Raw genomic sequence first — 18536 nt, forward strand, 5'->3', positions numbered from 1 at the left:
TCGTTCTGTTTTTTCAGTTTAAAAGTCCAGTTTAAGACCAACCAAATAAAAAGCTGTCACCGGGTAATTTCCCTTATCCAGACCTCTTGAGGTCACTCCATCTCCTCCAATCTCAGGGTCAAAACCTTCATAACCCGTAAATGTGAGTGCATTCTGTGCTGACACATAAACTCTCATTTTACCGATTCCCAATCTGCTATTAACACTTTTTGGTAATGTATATCCAAGAGTAATATCCTTCAACCGAACAAAGGTTCCATCTTCTAACCAAAGGTCGGTAAAGCCGGCATAGTTTACATGGGCTTTACTATCTCCTCTGTAAGCAGGTATAGTGGACGTTGGATTCGCCTCTGACCAGGCATAAAGCAGATCCTTATGACGACGGAAGCTGTAAGCTGCAGCCTTGCTGCCATTCATTATTTCATGTCCAAAAGAACCATACCACATCATATTCAGATCAAATCCTTTATACTTAAAGTTCATATTCAAACCGGTTTCAAAATCAGGCAAACCGCTTCCTGCATAAACCCTGTCAGCATCAGTGATATCACCACTTCCATTGGCATCCTTGTAAATAAGATCCCCCATTTGAGCATCAGGTTTAATGGTCTGATATTCGGCGAGTTTTTCTTCAGTATCAACCACGCCGTCAGTTTCATTTATGAAGAAAGCACCTGCTTCATAACCTTCAGCCAGTACTGTAATTTTTGAATTAGGATCTCCACCAATTAAGCCACCGTCACTTGTGAAGATAAAGTCACTGTCCCCACTCATATGTGTAATCTCATTTTCATTTTTAGAGAAAGTACCGGCAATTGAGATATCCATTTGTCCTATCTTATCCCGGTATTGCAGGGATAGTTCAGTACCTATATTGGTCATATTACCAACATTTAAAGTAAGACGTGAATTCCCCCCGGATCCTACGCCCGCAGACCTGGGTAACTGGACAGGAAACAACATGTCCTCTTTCTGTGTATTGTAGTAGTCGGCTGTGAACGTCACCTTGTTCCTGAAAAGCGTTAAATCAATCCCCACATTGGCCTGTACAGATGTCTCCCATTTTACTAATGCATTGGCATAAGAGGTTTGAGCAGCACCATTTACAAGGACATCACTTCCGGAGCGACCAAATGCATAAGCAATCCCCTGTGTTATGGATGATGAGTAACTGTAAGGAGAAAAATTCTGGTTACCCGTCGTTCCATAGCTACCTCTTAATTTCAAACTATTGGCAATTTCTGAAAGACCTGCCCAAAACGGCTCCTCAGAAACATTCCAGGCTGCAGAAACAGAAGGAAAGACTCCCCACCTGTTCTCCTCTGAAAACCGGGATGACCCATCCTGTCTGATACTGGCACTTAACATGTAACGACTGTTAAAATCATATTGAATTCGTCCCAGGATACCAATTAAGCTATTTGTATAATCATTTCCGGAATAAATAAAAGGATCTACGGTGGCACCGTTTATTACTTTAATGTTGTTATCGGTTACACCATAGCGGCCTCCGTAAAATGCCTTATGCGTATAGCTCTCTACCGTATAAGCAGCTAATGCTTTGATATTATGATTTCGGATTCTTTTTGAATAGCTTATCCGTGAGTCCCAGCTCCAGGATTGCCACCTGTCACTGTATTCTGAAATAGAACTTTCATTAGGATTATTCAGCAACTGACCCTGCGAATCATAATTCTCAAAAACAGGTCTGAATACCGTACGATTCAAATTTGTAACGTTGGACCCTACTCTTGTTGACAACTTAAGTCCTTTAATGGCCTCATAAGTAACATTAATGTTTCCATTTAATTTGTCACGTTTGCCATCGTCTTCATTTTTCAGACTCCTCATCACCCAGTTAAGGGCAGTAGCTTCGGGTGAGAAACCGGAACCGGGAGACTCAACCTGAACGTCATTGTCAGGATCAAATTGTGGCTGGTAGGGAAAATACCTGACTGATTGGGCAATCAACGCAGACGGTTCATTACTTATATCTTCCAACGATATCCCAAGACCAGCATTAATGGACCATTTATCCTTCTTATAAGAAGTATTAGCCCTTGCATTAAATCTTTCAAACCCGGAATTTCTAATTACTCCATCTTCTTTGTAATACCCCCCCACGACGTTGTAGGTAATATCCTCAGATCCACCCGAAACATTGACACTGTACTCCTGGGTAGGAGCATTATTAATGTATACAAGGTCACCCAGGTTTGTTTCATTCTGAAAGTAATAAGGATTTTGAACCAATGATAGTATTATCTCCTCATCATGGTTATTATTCACGTTTCTATTGAAAACAATGTCCACGTAAGTTTGCTCTTCCGCCGTCAACAAAGGAGTTCCTGAGGTTATCCTTCTGATTCCGTAGGATCCTGATGCATTAACCCTTAACTCTCCCTTCTCTCCTCTTTTAGTAGTAATCAATATTACACCCGCAGAACCTCTTGTTCCATATATCGCGCTGGATGCCGCATCCTTTAATACATCAATTGACTCAATTTCATTAATGCTTAGCCGGGGATCTCCTTCCTGAGGAATTCCATCTACAACAAACAATGGTGTATTAGAACCTGATATTGATGAAATACCACGAATCTGGATATTCGAAGATGCTCCCGGAGCTCCTGAACTTGCTGTTACATTAACCCCGGCGACCTGTCCCTGCAGAGCTGTTCCCAAATCAGAACTCACAGTTTTTTCCAACTCCTCCGATCTTACTCTGGCTACGGCACCCGTAATTTCTTTTTTCCTGACAGATCCGTACCCAATAGCAATAACTTCATCAAGGGCAACAAAATCGGATTGCATCTCAACATCAATCACGGAACCATTAACGGTTTTATTTACCGTTTTCATTCCAATAAAGCTAAAACGTAAAACATCTCCTATTGAGGCATCAATAGAATATCTACCTTCTGAATCGGTAATTGTTCCGGTTGAAGTTTCTTCTATTAACACTGAAACCCCAGGAACAGGACCATTGTCGTCAATAACGGTTCCGGAAACAGTTATTTCTTGCGCCTGAATACTTATACTTCCTATCAACGCGAGAATCGATAGAAGTAACCATCTTCCGGGCCGATTGTCTAAAATCAAAAATTTCTTTCTTTTCATAGTCTGAATATAAATACATTAACAAATGTCATTGCACATAAAATGCTGATTAAAACTTGTTTGTTTTTAAATACCGGTTTTCCCAGTTAAATAAAACCAGAAAAATTAATAGTTTTCGTCATAGGTCTTTATCTTTAATCAAACTCAATTTTTTCTGTTACGTCATTGGTCTCCAAGATTCTATTCGCATTTCCTGAATATTTATTATTCTTAAATTCAATTTTCTCCGAGGCTTTAACAGAAACTGCAGGATTTTGAGGAAACAACTTTGGGAATTTTTCTGAATGAGAAATCACATTACCCCTGAACAGAAGATCCTGGGTATTATTGATTTCAAGAATCAAATTATCAAACTGAATAAATTCGTTGTTCAATATTTTAACTCCGTGAAAAGCAATGTTTTTATTATCATCATCGGTAACAAATCGGATAACACCCCTGTTAAAGCCGCTGTGATTACAATTTTCAAACTTGTTATTCACGATAGTAAGATCTGTGACACTACCTGATTCATACCAGTGATTACTCTCCACAGGAATAAGAAGAGCTTCCATTTCAGTGTGAAAATAGTTGTTTCGGATAACAGTTCTTTTGGGGGTTGATAAAAGTAGTCCTCTTGCCCGGTTATTACTGATGTTACAGTTTTCGACCAATAACTCGGGATACGCATCTAAATTCTCTATCAGATCGCCTGCTTTAATGTTATCAGTCAACGGTTTTTTTAACTTAATTAAATGGAACCGCCCATTAATGAAAGTAACTTCTTCAATTTCATTTTCTTCAAAAGCAAAGAACGAATTAGCTAGCCGGACAAATCCTATTTTATCTCCAGGCTTTCCAATCGTAAAGCCAAGTTGTTGATAATGGCCAATCCTTACGCCAATTGTAAATTCATCAATTTTCTTAACAACTTTCTGGTAGGTTCCGTGAACATTAGAGGCATCATCCAACTGGTTTTGGAATGTGCAGTTTTTTAACTCCACCTTGCCTCTGCATCCAACGAAATGAGTTGCATCCGCAGTCGTAGAAACCATTCTCCCTTTGGAGGGGGTTACATTGAAACTATCAAGAATTAAATCAGCGCTGCTTTCGGCAATTAATCCCATTCCTCCCGCATGATGAACATTAATATTGTTTGCGGTAAACCCATAAGTATTTACAATATGAAAAGCCGGTGCCAGGCGATTCTGGTTCTGCTCTCCTTTAGATACCAATATTAATCCTACCCTGGGTAATTTCTTATTATGATTATACACTCTTACACGACCGGGTTCTATTTCTTTAACCCTTAAGCGGTTTTCTTTACCCATTCTGGAATGCTGGGGATCTCTGGGATCCTCTTCATACTTATATTTAATCTCAGAAAGATATTCAGAACTAACTGAATTCTTATACAATGTTAAAGGGGTATGAGATTCAGTGTCATAAGCTATTGCCTTTCTTTCGGGATTATACAAAATTGCTTGTCCTAAGTTATGCTCATAATACTCCTTAACAAACACAAGCTGGTCATTACGAATTTCATAAGGATATTCTTTGGTTATTTTCAAGTCAAAAGAGTTTTCTTCCTGATCATTTGCAACGACCAAAGCTTCGCTGTGAAAAGGCATTGCCCAATCTATTGAAAGGTTTTTAATCTTAAACTTTTCAGAATTATCAATTATAAAAGGAATCATTCGTCCGTGAAAAATAAACTCTGAGCCTTGTCCGTCTATCGTCAACCCGTCATAATTGTCAATAGGGAAAGCCGTTCTTATCAATTCATCATTGTGATTGGAAATATAACGATACATTTCAAGGCCTCTTTCCGGATAAAAATGATAAATCCCTTTTTCAAATTTTATTTCGGATATTTCTTTTTCTGTATCGGATAAAAAGGTTTCTAAAACCTTAAAAGTAGCATCATCCTGTATTTCTTTAGTGAAGAATACTTTTTGTTGAGCCAACGTAATTGGTGCACAACTAAATAGTATTACAAAAAGAGTTATCCAGGTAAAACTCATCTTTATCTTTACCATATTAAAAGGATTAAAATTTAATTCAAATTATTAATACTTGTAAAAGTGCTTATTATTGGCGGCAGAGGATTATTCCATAGTAAATCCCATGTCTTTTTTAGTCAATATGATCCTCCCAATCTCCTTAAAAGACTGACTAGATGCGACTTACATGTTTTAAAAAAAGCACAAATTGAATATCTGATGAAAAGACAGTTTATATGAAGAGAGAAACACAGCTCCAACCAATTACAGGAACTCAGGAAAAAGGCGCTTTCTCAGAAAAAAACAATTTCCATTTACCTGCAGATACCTTTCAAAAACCCATGAATACAAATTATACTCAAAAAAAAACAACTTTTGTATCCAAGATGAAAACTATCTAAACAATAAAATCTTTAAGCCATGAAATCATCTATACACCCGAATTATCTACGAATTTTAATAATTCTTTCTATTTGTTGTTCTTGTAGTCTATTGACTGCCCAAACTCTTGAAGATCAAATTTCAGACAAGATCAATCAGCTGGAGCTGTTGATTCAGGAAGCCCAAGGGCAAGAGATCGATGTTCGAAAAGAGAAAATGACCATAAGAACAGCAGAGATATTTGTAAAATATGCGGAATGGGATGAAAATAACGTGGCCACAAACAAAGAGTATTTTGAACTGGTACCGGATTTTAAGAATGAAGCTCAAAGATATGCTGAAGAGTTACCTGACCTGATACGAAATAATACTATAGAGATGCTTGACGAAGCCATTTCAAATATGAATCTATTAATTAATGGTGAAATATATCGTGAACCCATTCCGGAAATTGATTGGACGCAAGTAACTCATGAAAGTGATATTCTAAGATATAATGGACGTCCTGTTTTTTTGGCCGATTATAACTGGAAACCCAGAATTCCTGAATTGACAGAGTTTTACGGGAACCAAAATGAATTATATTTTGACCCCAACAGAATTAAAAATGAGCAGGGAGATATTGCTCCCTGGTTTGTAAGTGAATTAGAAAACAAACCAGATGGTGAAATTGGCTTCATTTTCCTGGGCAACAAATCTGTGCCTCAGTGGGCAGAGGATAAATATGGCCCCGGATTCAAAATGCGGGAAAATACCTACACAGGTTATGACATCGATAATCCAGGGGCCAGAGAAATGATGGAATTTCTTTTTGAAGGAACTGTACCCTTTATGGCCGGAAAAAAATATTCAGAACTGGGTTACATGTTGTGCAATGAACCTCATTTTTATACAACTAAAAATTCCTGGGCTACTGGTCCTGTTTCTGAATATACAAAAGAAAAATTCAGAACATGGCTCAGCAACAAGCATGAATCGATAAATGTTTTGAACGAACTTTGGGAAACCAACTTCTCATCTTTCGATGATGTAACAATTGAAATCCCAATCGATCAAAATCTTCAGGGAACCCCTAAATGGTACGATTGGGTAATATTTAATAATTTCAGAGTAACCGAATGGTATAAGTTTCTCAAATCAGAACTACAAAAACATGATCCAAACACCAAGGTTCATATCAAAATAATGCCCAATTTATGGTCGGACAACAAACGAAATCACGGAATTGACTTTGAAGCCCTTACGCAATTGAGTGAAATAAGTGGGAATGATGCTGGTGCAGAAAACTCCTACATGTGGGGAGGGCCTAAAGACTGGGAAGAACATTATTCCTGGGACTGGCGCGAATTGTGCATGAGCTATGATTTTATGAAGTCAGTAAGTCCGGATAATATCATTTACAATACCGAACTCCATTTTTTATCCAAAATACCATTCAGGGACCGTCACATGGATCCTGCTTATGTTCGAACAACATTTTGGACGGCACACATGCAGGGATTAAATGCAAGTCAGATTTGGGTCTGGGCACGATATCAGGATGGTTCAATAAATGCTCAAGCCGGGAAAGGATATGCCGGAACTTTTAACCAACAACCCAAGATCGTGAATGAAATTCATTCCACGATGATGGACTTAAATTCATACGCAGAAGAAATAACCGCTGTGCAGCGGCAAAGAAAACCAATCCGGGTTTTTTATTCGGAAACATCGGCCACTAACAAAACCAGTCACATGGACGATGTCTTTGAAATGTATGAATCTTTGTTTTTTGAAGGTATACCTATTGGTTTTGCAACCAAAAATATTCTTAACAATCAGAATCACTCCAATTGGGATGTTGTCCTTGTTCACAAAACCCAATTCGTTACAGAATCAGAATTGGAGGCACTTCAAACCTATTTAAACAACGGGGGAACAGTAATAATTGACGATGTAAGTCTCTCGGGAAACGAATATGGAAATAGCTTGTCCACATTGAATCAAGGTACAGGGGCGTTAATTAAAGTTAACTCCATTGAACAAATAAAAGAAGAAGCCCTGAATATTATTGACCAAAAAGGGCTTTTCCCTGAGGTAGAAGTAACTGAAACAAATACAGGGGGGCATAAGGGATGTGTTTGGAGAGTCGTAAAAAACGAGGCTGGGAACAATGTTTTATCTGTTGTTAACCTGGGAAAAACTGAAGCATCATTAACAATTAATCTCAAAGATGCTCAAGTAGGTACTGCTTGTAAAGACCTGCTAAAAGGAATTCCGGTAACAAACAAACCGAAACTAAAACCCTATGAAGTTTATTTTGTAGAAATCACTGATGATGAAGAAGTTTCAGCCATTTTTGGAATTGACTCTCCTTCAGATGATATTGCCATTATTTATCCAAACCCTTCAAAAGGAGAATTTGCAATTGATTTGAATAGTTTTCATGATAAAATAGACATGTCAATTTCTAACATTTCGGGGCAACCGATATTTGAACATCGTTTTTTCGCAACTAATCGCATATTCCACAACATGGGATCAAGTCCCGATGGCTCTTACATTGTGAACATTAAAACTAAAGATGCCTCACAAAGTTTTTTTTTAATTAAACAATAAGATTTGCATTGTGAGGATATGTTCAGAATCATTCTGCCCTAAAACAGCGCACCTCAAAATTAACTAAATAACATTCAACATGTTTCTAAAAAACATCATTATAGGATTAACCCTTTTTATCACATTAGCGTCATGCTCTACTACCCGCAAGGAGAAAGACACCCAAAAGTCAATGCCCAATATTATTTACATCCTGGCCGATGATTTAGGTTACGGTGATTTGGGTTGTTATGGCCAAACTAAAATTGAAACACCCAATTTAGATCAAATGGCCAATGAAGGAATTCTATTTACACAACATTATTCCGGAAATACGGTTTGTGCCCCTTCAAGAAGTGTAATGTTAACGGGCCAACATACAGGACATACCCCCATCAGAGGAAACAAGGAACTTTCCCCCAATGACGGTCAGTTTCCCTTGAAGAAAGAATCTGTCACCATTGCTGAGATGCTAAAAAATGCTGGTTATGAAACAGGAGCTTTTGGAAAATGGGGACTGGGAATTACAGGCTCTGAAGGAGATCCTAACAACCAGGGATTTAATGTGTTTTATGGGTATAACTGTCAGCGACAAGCTCACCGTTATTTTCCTAAATACCTTTGGCATAATAGCGAAAAGGTGTTATTGAAAGGCAACGATTTCAAAAATAAAGTAGTCTATGCCCCAGACGATATACATAAAAAAGCCCTGAAGTTTATTGATGAAAACAAAGACAAACCCTTTTTTATGTATTACCCTCATATTGCACCTCATGCAGAATTAATAATACCTGAAGGGGAGTTAATGGAAAAATATCGTGGTCGCTTTGAAGAAACACCTTTTATTAATAATCGTCCGGGAGCCGATTACGGGGATGACAATTTTATGGTGAAATATTACTGTTCGCAACCCGAACCCAGAGCAACTTATGCAGCAATGGTTTCTCTGCTTGACAAACACGTTGGCCAAGTATTAGCGAAACTCAAGAAATTAGGCATTGAAGAAAATACTCTGGTCATTTTCACATCGGACAATGGACCTCACGTTGAAGGGGGTGCTGATCCTGATTTTTTTAACAGCACCGGAGGTTTAAGAGGAGTAAAGAGGGATTTGTATGAGGGAGGAATTCGTGTTCCAATGATTGTAAAGTGGCCCAATCATATTAAAGGAGGTACCAAAACCGACCATATTTCTGCTTTTTGGGATGTGATGCCAACTCTTGCTGAAGCCTCCGGTATATCGATTCCTGAAAACATTGACGGAATTTCTTTCCTCCCGGAATTATTGGGTAAAGAACAGAAAACGCATGATCATCTATATTGGGAATTTCATGAGCGTGGAGGGAAAAAAGCTGTGAGAAAAGGAAAATGGAAAGCGGTAAAAATCAATTGCTTTAATGAGAGCAAGACACGTATAGAACTTTATAACCTTGAAGAAGATAGAAACGAGTCCAATAATATCGCTGAAAACCATCCGGAAATTGTAGCTGAAATGGAAAGCATAATGGACGAGGAACATACCCCAAATCCAAATTTTCCTTTTGAAAAGAACTGAGTTTTAAATAACGGTGGCTTTTCATTACCCTTTTCTAATAATGAATGGTCAAGAAGATAAAGGCTGTCTCAAAAACAAGATTTGAGATGGCCTTTTTAATCATTTAGTAACCAACTAAAAAGAGATGTTTGTGGCTGTAGCTTAAAAATGCGTTTTTGCCCTCGGAGATTAAATAGTGCAAGGCCTTGCAAGGTCAAAGTCACCATATTAAAGTAAAAAAAGGCATCATTGGTACTCCTGAAAAGGTAGTACCGAATTAGGTCTGGCGGATTCCGATCCGCCACCAGAGGTAAAACGGCGGATCGGCTTCGGCTCTGCCGCTTTCCCAGAAAGAATCCGCCGCACCTGATCTTCCATTGGTAAGGTTCGATCCCCAAAAACACGCAAAAATAAACTTAAGCCATGTTTGTTTTGAGATTAAAAAGAGGTGGTCTGTTTTTTTACATTCTCTTAAAGCATTATTGAGTATCTCTTTTAAATAAGATTCAAATCTATCTCAATAGATCGTTAGACTTCCTGCCTATCGGCAGGCAGGTTAGATAGAAGATTTAAGATAAATCATAAAATATTGATAATATGCCACTTAATACAAAAACCCAATCAATCACAAACACCTGAACTTTAGGCTTTTATAAAAGTTCAACAGAGTATTGTATCTAAAACCAATTATTATCTCAAGTAAGCAATTTGCCAATAAGCTGAACAAACAAACTTCAATTAAACAAGTCACAATCCCACACTATTGGCTTCTTTCAGATTGGTTCTGATAGGAGTAACTCTTAAAATATAGTTTTATTGCTATATCACAAAAACCAGGAGATTCTTCCTTCCTAGCAAATCTTTCTTCAATGAGTATGCACAAGGAGGTAATTAGTTCACCAATATCATAAAAACGCATCATTGCTTGCTCTTTATGATGGGCTAAAGCAGGTACAAAGACCTTGTCCCTCATTCATAAACCAACGTTGAATGATAAAGGTAGTTGAATGAAAATCGTGATAACAGGTATTTGGGCAAAATGTAAAAAGAGAGGCTACCATGTTTTGACAGCCTCTCTTTTTAAAAATTACTCAACCCTAAGTTCATCAACACATAATCCCCCATCTTCAAGAGCCTTTAATTGTATTGTATTGGCCCCTATTTTTAAGGGTACCTTAACTTCATAAACCTGCCAAACATTTCGGAAATTCTTATTTGAGGGTAATGTCAATTCCTGTGATTCATCGTTTACTGTCAGTAATACTTTATGGGTATCTCTTATCCACTCCGAAGCACTGTAACGGACTTTTAATTTATAGGTTCCGGGACTGCCATCATTTTCCTGATACCATTCCACGTAACCTCCACTGTTTCTGCCAAAATAAACATATCCATCACCATTATAGTTACTCCCCTCGACAGAGATACCAGCAAATTCAATTTTAGCGTCCTCGGCCTGATCAGCTCCCGGAACCTCAGGATAGGCAGCGGCATCCCAAACAAATCCTTCATCCTGGGCAAACCTTTCTTCCATTATATGTACTGCCTCTCCGTTTAATAAAACTAAAGCCTTCACAGTTGTTCCCAAACTTACGTTAAAAGGTGAGGTATACCGCATGGATTTTACGGTTGGCAATGATCCATCAGTTGTGTAAAATACCTCTATATCAGCTTCAGGTATTGAACCTCGTAAAGAGAGTAATTGAACATCAATACTCACTTGATCAGAAGAAATTTGCTTTTTTTCTCCCAAAATTGCCGAGGCAAGGAGTGCAATATTACCGGTCTCATTATTCGACTCAATGTAGGCCCTTGCGAGACCAAAGAATGCAATTCGGTTTGTCGCTTCAAAATGTTTTTCTGTGTCAATCGGACTCCCATTATCAAGGGCTCTTATCTTAGCAGGGCCTATGACATGGAAATAGTTCCTGTTTTCACCATATGGATAAAATTCCCCTTTTTGATCGAGCGTGGCAACTCTAATCTGGACAATATCTTTTCCCCTTTCTTTTAATGGCTCCCCATCAACCGAAAGAGCAATTCTTCCAGGGGCATCAGCCGTTTTTATGGTTTGTTCAGCAACAACAAACCCATCATTGTAGCCAATTGCTTTTAATTCACCGGGAGACCATCCCACCATCCATTCACATTGCATTTCGTCCCAATTATTTCCAGGCCTTTCTTTTCCTAAAGACTTACCATTTAAAAACAATTCTACTTCATCACAATTAGAATAAACCCACACAGGGATATCCGTTCCCTCCTCCATGGAAGGGTGTGTCCAATGAGGCAGAATATGAACCATTGGCTCATCAGTCCATTGGCTTTGATAAAGATAATAAAGGTCCTTTTCAAAATTGGCCAAATCTATTGCTCCGCCCATGAAAGCTTTAAATGGCCAACCTCCATGCACGTAAGAGGCCTCCCCTAAATAATCATGCCCTGTCCATCGGAAAGATCCCGCATAATAAGAGATATCCCGCAATTGCTGAATATTTTGGCGGGAGGTAAGTCTCACCATTGCGTTATCATAGCTTGAGTTAAAGACCTGCTTAAAATTTTTTCTACCAGCTGCGTTGGTCCAGTCATATGAAAAAACCTCTTTTTCTGTCAGATCCGGATAGTAATATGGCATTTGTCTCTCATTGGGATAACCATCCCGATACCAGGTTTGAGTACGATAGAAGCCGCGAACCTGCCAGGTATGTGTATTTTCAGTACCTACAAAGACCCGATCTGTCTCCAGGTTTTGAATAAATCCCTTCCTTTCGCTATGCCCGTTTACGCCTAAAATATCCATATACTCCGAAGCAGAATGACCAGATGTTACAGGCCGGGTGGGGTCTAGTTCATGACAGCGGGCAACCAATTTTTCGCCAATCTCTCCATGTGTTTCATTGCCTACGCTATAGATTACGACAGATGGATGATTACGGTCCCTTTTTATCCAGTCAGTCAAATCACGGTTCCACCATTTATCAAAAGCATGTGCGCCATAATCATGTTCGGCTTTTTGTGACCAACCATCAAAAATCTCGTTCATGACCAGAATGCCCATCTCATCACACATATCATAAAATTGAGGAGTTTGAGGATTGTGTGCAGTACGTATAGCATTTACACCCATATCCTTGAGTTGCCTAAGACGATAACGCAAAATTTTATCCGGGACAGCAGCACCAAGTGCTCCGGCATCCTGATGGTTACAAACCCCATGCAACTTAATATTCTTGTCATTAAGCCACATTCCGGTTTCAGGCTTCCACTCAATATCACGAACCCCAAACCGGGTTTCAACCTTGTCTATAACCTGACCATTATGCTCTATTTCACTTATCAGAGTGTACAAATAAGGTGATGCCGGATACCAAAGATTAGGATTGTTAATAATGAGATCCTGACTTGTTTTCTTTATTTCATCTTTGCCCGCTTTTACTCTCTGCTTGTGTTTGGATACGACCTTCCCCCCGGCATCTCTGACAGAAGTTATTAATAAAGCATTCTGTTTGCTGGAGAGGGTATTTTTTATCTCGGTATCCACAATTACTTTATTTCCATTCGTGCGAACAAAAATTCCTGAATCAGGAATATGAATCTTGTTTTTTACCCTTATCCATGTATTGGCATATATTCCACTACCCGTATACCAGCGGGCGGAAGGTTGTTTATCATTATCTACCCTCACAGCAAAAGTTATAGAATCAGAATTAGAAACCAGATTGCTGATATCATAACCAAAGGAGATCCATCCGTATGGCCGATGCCCCAGCTTTTGGCCGTTGGCCCAGACGGTACTGTTCATAAAAATGCCATCAAAGGCTATTTCTATATATTTATCTTTCCATCCATCAGGAACCTTTATCGTTTTTCGATACCAGCCTATTCCGGCAGGCAAATAACCACATTGCCCACCCATCGGATTATTCTTTTTGTATTCTCCTTCAATGCTCCAATCGTGAGGTAAGTCAAGTGTACGCCAGTCTTTATCAATATCTGTAACACTTTTAGCTTCAGGAAAATCTCCTAATGAAAATTTCCAGTTCTCATTAAAGTCGATATTTGTTTGACCATTAATGCCTAACGACAAAGACATTAAAAAAAATAAAAACAATTTTCTCATATAACAACCCAATTTAAAAATCTATTAAAACCCTTAATTTCAACCAAATTGTAATTCGTGATGCATCCTATTAAAGATTCTCAATCTACTTTGTAACCAAAAAATCAACAGCGCCATTTAAACCCTTTTCAGATTTTGCAGCTAAAGAAATGGACCCTCCGGTTTTCCCAATTCGGACTAGAGCCGTTGCAATACCAGCTTCAGCTTGAACTTTGCCAACATTCATGATCTCAGCATCTCCATCTAGTAAAAGATCAATTTTCTCCGTAAAATCCGGCACAATGGTGCCATTTTCATCAACTCCGGCGATATATAAAAACAATAAATCATTACAACCGGCTTCAGGTTCTTTATTGCTTTTGTCTACCCAAAGTTTCAAAGAGACAGGATCTTCGGGTGTTTTCACAACATGCTCTGTAATCAATTGATCCTCAATATAACCTTTGGCCTTTAGTTCTCCGGGGCTAAACTCATCAATACTAAAAGTAAAAGGAGGATGTTTAAGATTATAAGAAATAGAATCTGAATCCGGCTTGCGCTTCTCAATCAGCTCATCGTTCAGGTAAAGAGCAACTTCATCACAGTTGCTAAAAACTTTAACATCCAACGGGGAATCATTATTCCAGTAGGAGGCAATAAAGAGAGTGGTATCCTTAATAATATCTCTCTGGCTTTTAAAAAAGTAAGTTGAAAATTTAGGCAACCGGAAAATATCCATAATTCCCGAGTGTTCTATTTCATCATCATACCCCCTGTTATAATCGTACATAACCCAGTATCCATCAGCAAAAGCGGGAGTATTAAGATTATCATTGTGGGCCTCCTGAACATTTTCCACTTGCTGAAGCAGGCGAGACTCCCCAAAACCTCGTTTCTGACGACTACTCAGTTCATAACGAAGTTCTTTACCATATTCATGCTGATTTAAACCGGCATTCATCGAAAAATATTCCCAATCACCATACTCTGAAACAACATAAGGTTTGATCTGAATTGAATCATAATGCTTGATTCGATGCTGACGAGCCTGAAAGTAAATATCATAGACTTCGTTTTTCCAACCTGCAGTATATGTATTTTCCCCCGGATACTGGCGATGTACAATATCATGGAGTTCCTGCATAAAAAACCGTGGCATTTGAGTTTCATTAAGTGACACCTCCCACGCTAAAACTGAAGCATGATTTCGGTCACGGTAAACCAAATCACGGGCTGAACGATAGCAATACTCTCTAAAGGCATCGCTATCTAAATAATACTGCCAACCAAGAATGGCATCTATGGAAACCAGTCCCAACTCATCACAAGCATCCATAAAAGCCGGAGAATGGGGATAATGAGACAATCGCACATAATCATACCCTGCCTCTTTGATTTTCCATGCGTCACGGTATTGGGCATTATCGGAGAGGGCATACCCGACAAATGGATATTCCTGATGACGATTTACACCCCTCAAAAAGGTTTTCTCCCCATTTATATAGAGTTCATTACCCTTAAATTCAAAAGATCTGATGCCAAAACGTGTATCCTGAGAATCAACAACAACCTGATCTATTAAAACTTTTGTTTTTAAATTGTATAATTTAGGAGAATCAGGAGACCACAACCTTGCATTATCCACCTTTATCGTCTGTAAATTTTCAATATCTTCCCCCGGCTTAACAAGCAAATCATTTTTGCTAGTTTGTTCCAGAATCAAATTTCCGTCTAATAATAACTCCTGAACAATTTTTACGGATTGAATGCTATCTGAATTATTTTTTATATGGGTTTTAACATTAACAACAGACTGCTTTTCATCAACAACAGGTGTTGTAATAAAGATGCCCCCACCGGCTTCTTTCTGTTCCAATACGGGGTGGGAGATGTGTACTTTGTTTTTTACAATGAGCCAGGCATTCCGATATAATCCTCCATACATGTTAAAATCAAGAATCGTTAATGGCTTGGGACCTGTCACCGGATTATCTTCATTATTTAATCTCACCGTAACTACATTTTCTTTCCCGGGAATAATAAAATCTGTGGCATCTACAACCACGGGGAGGTAACCACCATTATTCTCAGAAACTTCAATCCCGTTAATCCAAATTAACGAGTGGTTCATGGCTGCCTCAAATTCAATCCAAATCTCTTTTTCATCATAAATTTCCGGAACAAAAAACGATTTTCTGTACCAACAAGAGCCCTGCCATTGATCATTCACTGTTAATGGTTCGAGTTTTGCGGTGTGGGGCAAACAAACATTTTCCCAACTTGAGTCATCAAAATCGGACTGAAAAAAGGCACTGTTCTGCATTACAGAATCATCCTGAATCATAAACCTCCAGTCATCATTAAAACTAAGTTTTCCAGCTCTTTCACCATCAGCACAACTGCTCAGCAACACCAGAAATAATAAGATAGAAAAAAACGAAATCTTCATTGTTAATTTATTGTTAAATAAAGTTTGCCTGCATTCTGTGTATGTCAGAATTGATTCTCTCACTGACCACCTTTACCAATTTTCAGCTAAACAATCGTGAATTATGTCTATGTGCTTTAAGATTGTATCATTTTTTGAGTTGGAGACATTTCTTTGGTTATCCGCTGTGTGCATTCAAAAGACAACTGAAATTTACAATGCGGAAGCTATTTGTACCTTAACCTCTTTGAAGCTACTGTTACCAGCGACATCAATCGTCTGAATTTTTAATTTGTATTGCCCAATAGTCGTATTTTCAGGAATAAAGCCAAACGGACTTTCATTCTTCAATTCAAAGGATTTTTCAGAAATATGGTAGCCAACCGGATCTGGTTGAAATGAAACTGGATCCGATATACTTGCAACGACATCTTGAGTATTTAATTCTTCTTTTAATGAAAGGCTTTTCAAATTAGTGGATAGGGTGACAATACAAGTATCCAACCCGACATTATCAGTGAATTGAGCTGTTATTTCTATTTCATCTAGTCCGGACAGAAATGAATCACCATCAGCAGGTTTTTCAATAGTAATCTCCGGAGAAATTTCATCCACCGGGGTTTCTTCACTTTCATCACCCTTTCCACAACCGGTAAACAAAAACATTGGAATTAAAACACCTATAAAACTATATCTTACAATCCTATTCATTCCATTTCAATTTTTAATACCCTCTAACCTGCTAAATAAAACAAGCATGAACTTCGGATAGCCAGTATTAAAAAAGGCCTTCCGAAATTCATTTAAAACAACTCTAAGTAATTAGGAGTTAACAACATCCCGGAACCCACATAAAGAAAACAGTATTACTTAATTGTGATTTTCTCAACGATAGTTCTTTTATCTCCTTTGACTCTTAAGATATAAAGGCCTGAAGGAATCCCTGCCAAAGACAGCCTCTCCAAATCAGATTTAGCAACCAGGGTTTTAACTAAAGTTCCCGTAATATTATAAATTGAGACCTGGCTTCCTTTTAAATCTTTTAAATAAATATATTCTGTTGCAGGATTTGGGTAGACCTTAATTGACTGCTTATTAACCAAAGAAGCCAAAGAAGAAGGAGTCGTTTCCACAACAGAAATATCATCTACACGAAAAGTACCAGAACCTGTTTCAGGAAGATTCTCATTTGGTACACGAACGACCATCAATCGTGAAACGATATCGCCCTCGGATAATCCTCCTCCGGTATATTCAATAACCTGGGTCTTTTCTATCCATTGACCTCTCTGGGATATTTCATCTAAATTCCAGGAAATGCTTTGAAAACCAATTCCACTTTCTCCTTTTATATTTGTTTCAAATCCAGATGGAAATGCAGCTCCGGCTATATCCTCCATAAAAACCTTAACTCTAATTTCATAGAATTTCCCCATCTCAAGTTCTAAACGACCTTCAGGAATATCTTTTGATGTTGCCATTACATTTACGCTGCTTCCGACAGTAGAATAATCGGCAAAAGAACACTGCAATGAAAAAATTCCGGTGGCAGATTCTAAATGATTTACCTCTACGAATTCTTTGTGAGCAGGTTGTATCCACCAACTATCACTACCTGCCTCAAAACTAAAATAATTTTCATCAATCTGTGTTCCTGCATCATCAAGATCCACAGCTTCCAATACCTCTATGTCATCTACGTAAAAGGCACCAGATCCTGTCATCCCTGAAAAGGTGCTTTTGAAGACCTGAACTAAAAATCCTCCATCAACAATATCATTAGGTAACGATATGGTTTGCATCAGCTCAACCCACTCGCCTTTTTTAACATCAGTAAGATCCCAGTCTACCTGAACCCAATCAGTTTTAAAAATGGTTTTTAATAACGATGGTGCATTATCTTCAACATATACTTTTACTTTCATATAATAGGTCCCTGCTGTCAAATCAACTTTTGCCCCATCACCTACTACCGTCTCTGCTGCAACGGATGTAGAACCATCACTCAAGGTAGTATAATCAGAGAAGTTAAATTTCAAACTGGAAGTTCCTGTTGCTGCTTGCTCAGTGGATATCTCCAAATATGGTGAACTCGCAGCGTTTATCCACCACCCATCGGGACTTTCATTCTCAAAACCAAAAAATCCTGAAGGCATCAGATTAGTTTGGGCCATTATTAGGCCGGTAAAAGTAAAAAACACAAAAGACCAAAAACCTCTTCGTAAATAATTTTTCATAGCACAAAAATTTAGATTAATACATTAGTGTACTACAAATCACGAGATTTAACTTTTCTTTAAATTATCTTTGAATAAACCAAATGTCTTCAGGAGTAAATATGTAGCATTCAATAGCCCGCCGTAATGCTATTCTTGGGCTTTTTAAAAAGAACATTTACGTGGCTTGCATCAAAAA

General features: G+C 38.3%; 8 protein-coding genes. 2 read left to right on the top strand and 6 right to left on the bottom strand.

Going from position 1 to position 18536, the window contains the following annotated elements:
* Nucleotides 1-18 precede the first annotated feature (18 nt).
* Both DDZ16_RS12295 and DDZ16_RS12300 read right to left on the bottom strand, forming a co-directional pair.
* Nucleotides 19-3120: a SusC/RagA family TonB-linked outer membrane protein gene (locus DDZ16_RS12295; RefSeq protein WP_109264781.1), complete on the bottom strand. Its 3102-nt coding sequence runs from the start codon at nucleotides 3118-3120 to the stop codon at nucleotides 19-21.
* Nucleotides 3121-3254: 134 nt separating this feature from the next.
* On the bottom strand, nucleotides 3255-5138 hold the full coding sequence (locus tag DDZ16_RS12300) for an alpha-1,3-galactosidase-related protein (protein WP_109264782.1): 1884 nt from the start codon (nucleotides 5136-5138) through the stop codon (nucleotides 3255-3257).
* 384 nt (nucleotides 5139-5522) lie between these two features.
* On the opposite strand from DDZ16_RS12300, the gene DDZ16_RS12305 reads away from it, so the two are divergent.
* Both DDZ16_RS12305 and DDZ16_RS12310 read left to right on the top strand, forming a co-directional pair.
* Complete coding sequence (locus tag DDZ16_RS12305) at nucleotides 5523-8081, top strand: T9SS type A sorting domain-containing protein (RefSeq protein WP_109264783.1); 2559 nt, start codon at nucleotides 5523-5525, stop codon at nucleotides 8079-8081.
* A gap of 79 nt (nucleotides 8082-8160) precedes the next feature.
* Complete coding sequence (locus DDZ16_RS12310; RefSeq protein ID WP_109264784.1) at nucleotides 8161-9615, top strand: arylsulfatase; 1455 nt, start codon at nucleotides 8161-8163, stop codon at nucleotides 9613-9615.
* A 1066-nt stretch (nucleotides 9616-10681) separates the two neighbouring features.
* Here the strand turns inward: DDZ16_RS12310 and DDZ16_RS12320 are convergent.
* The 4 genes from DDZ16_RS12320 to DDZ16_RS12335 all read right to left on the bottom strand — a co-directional run bounded on the left by DDZ16_RS12320 (nucleotide 10682) and on the right by DDZ16_RS12335 (nucleotide 18358).
* Nucleotides 10682-13714: a glycoside hydrolase family 2 TIM barrel-domain containing protein gene (locus DDZ16_RS12320; protein WP_109264786.1), complete on the bottom strand. Its 3033-nt coding sequence runs from the start codon at nucleotides 13712-13714 to the stop codon at nucleotides 10682-10684.
* Between the two features lie 85 nt (nucleotides 13715-13799).
* Nucleotides 13800-16142 carry a glycoside hydrolase family 2 protein gene (locus tag DDZ16_RS12325; RefSeq protein WP_109264787.1) on the bottom strand — a complete coding sequence of 781 codons (2343 nt, stop codon included), beginning with the start codon at nucleotides 16140-16142 and terminating at the stop codon, nucleotides 13800-13802.
* Between the two features lie 192 nt (nucleotides 16143-16334).
* Nucleotides 16335-16832 (bottom strand): DUF4625 domain-containing protein, encoded by a 498-nt coding sequence (locus DDZ16_RS12330; protein ID WP_109264788.1) that lies wholly within the window; start codon nucleotides 16830-16832, stop codon nucleotides 16335-16337.
* A gap of 155 nt (nucleotides 16833-16987) precedes the next feature.
* Nucleotides 16988-18358 (bottom strand): T9SS type A sorting domain-containing protein, encoded by a 1371-nt coding sequence (locus tag DDZ16_RS12335; protein WP_109264789.1) that lies wholly within the window; start codon nucleotides 18356-18358, stop codon nucleotides 16988-16990.
* Between the last annotated feature and the right edge of the window lie 178 nt (nucleotides 18359-18536).

Origin of the sequence: Marinilabilia rubra (assembly GCF_003121985.1) — a bacterium.
Classification (GTDB): Bacteria; Bacteroidota; Bacteroidia; order Bacteroidales; family Marinilabiliaceae; genus Marinilabilia; species Marinilabilia rubra.

Coding starts and splice junctions, on each gene's coding strand:
- DDZ16_RS12310 (WP_109264784.1), top strand. CDS start 8,161: ATGTTTCTAAAAAACATCATTATAGGATTAACCCTTTTTATCACATTA.
- DDZ16_RS12330 (WP_109264788.1), bottom strand. CDS start 16,832: ATGAATAGGATTGTAAGATATAGTTTTATAGGTGTTTTAATTCCAATG.
- DDZ16_RS12295 (WP_109264781.1), bottom strand. CDS start 3,120: ATGAAAAGAAAGAAATTTTTGATTTTAGACAATCGGCCCGGAAGATGG.
- DDZ16_RS12325 (WP_109264787.1), bottom strand. CDS start 16,142: ATGAAGATTTCGTTTTTTTCTATCTTATTATTTCTGGTGTTGCTGAGC.
- DDZ16_RS12305 (WP_109264783.1), top strand. CDS start 5,523: ATGAAATCATCTATACACCCGAATTATCTACGAATTTTAATAATTCTT.
- DDZ16_RS12335 (WP_109264789.1), bottom strand. CDS start 18,358: ATGAAAAATTATTTACGAAGAGGTTTTTGGTCTTTTGTGTTTTTTACT.
- DDZ16_RS12300 (WP_109264782.1), bottom strand. CDS start 5,138: ATGGTAAAGATAAAGATGAGTTTTACCTGGATAACTCTTTTTGTAATA.
- DDZ16_RS12320 (WP_109264786.1), bottom strand. CDS start 13,714: ATGAGAAAATTGTTTTTATTTTTTTTAATGTCTTTGTCGTTAGGCATT.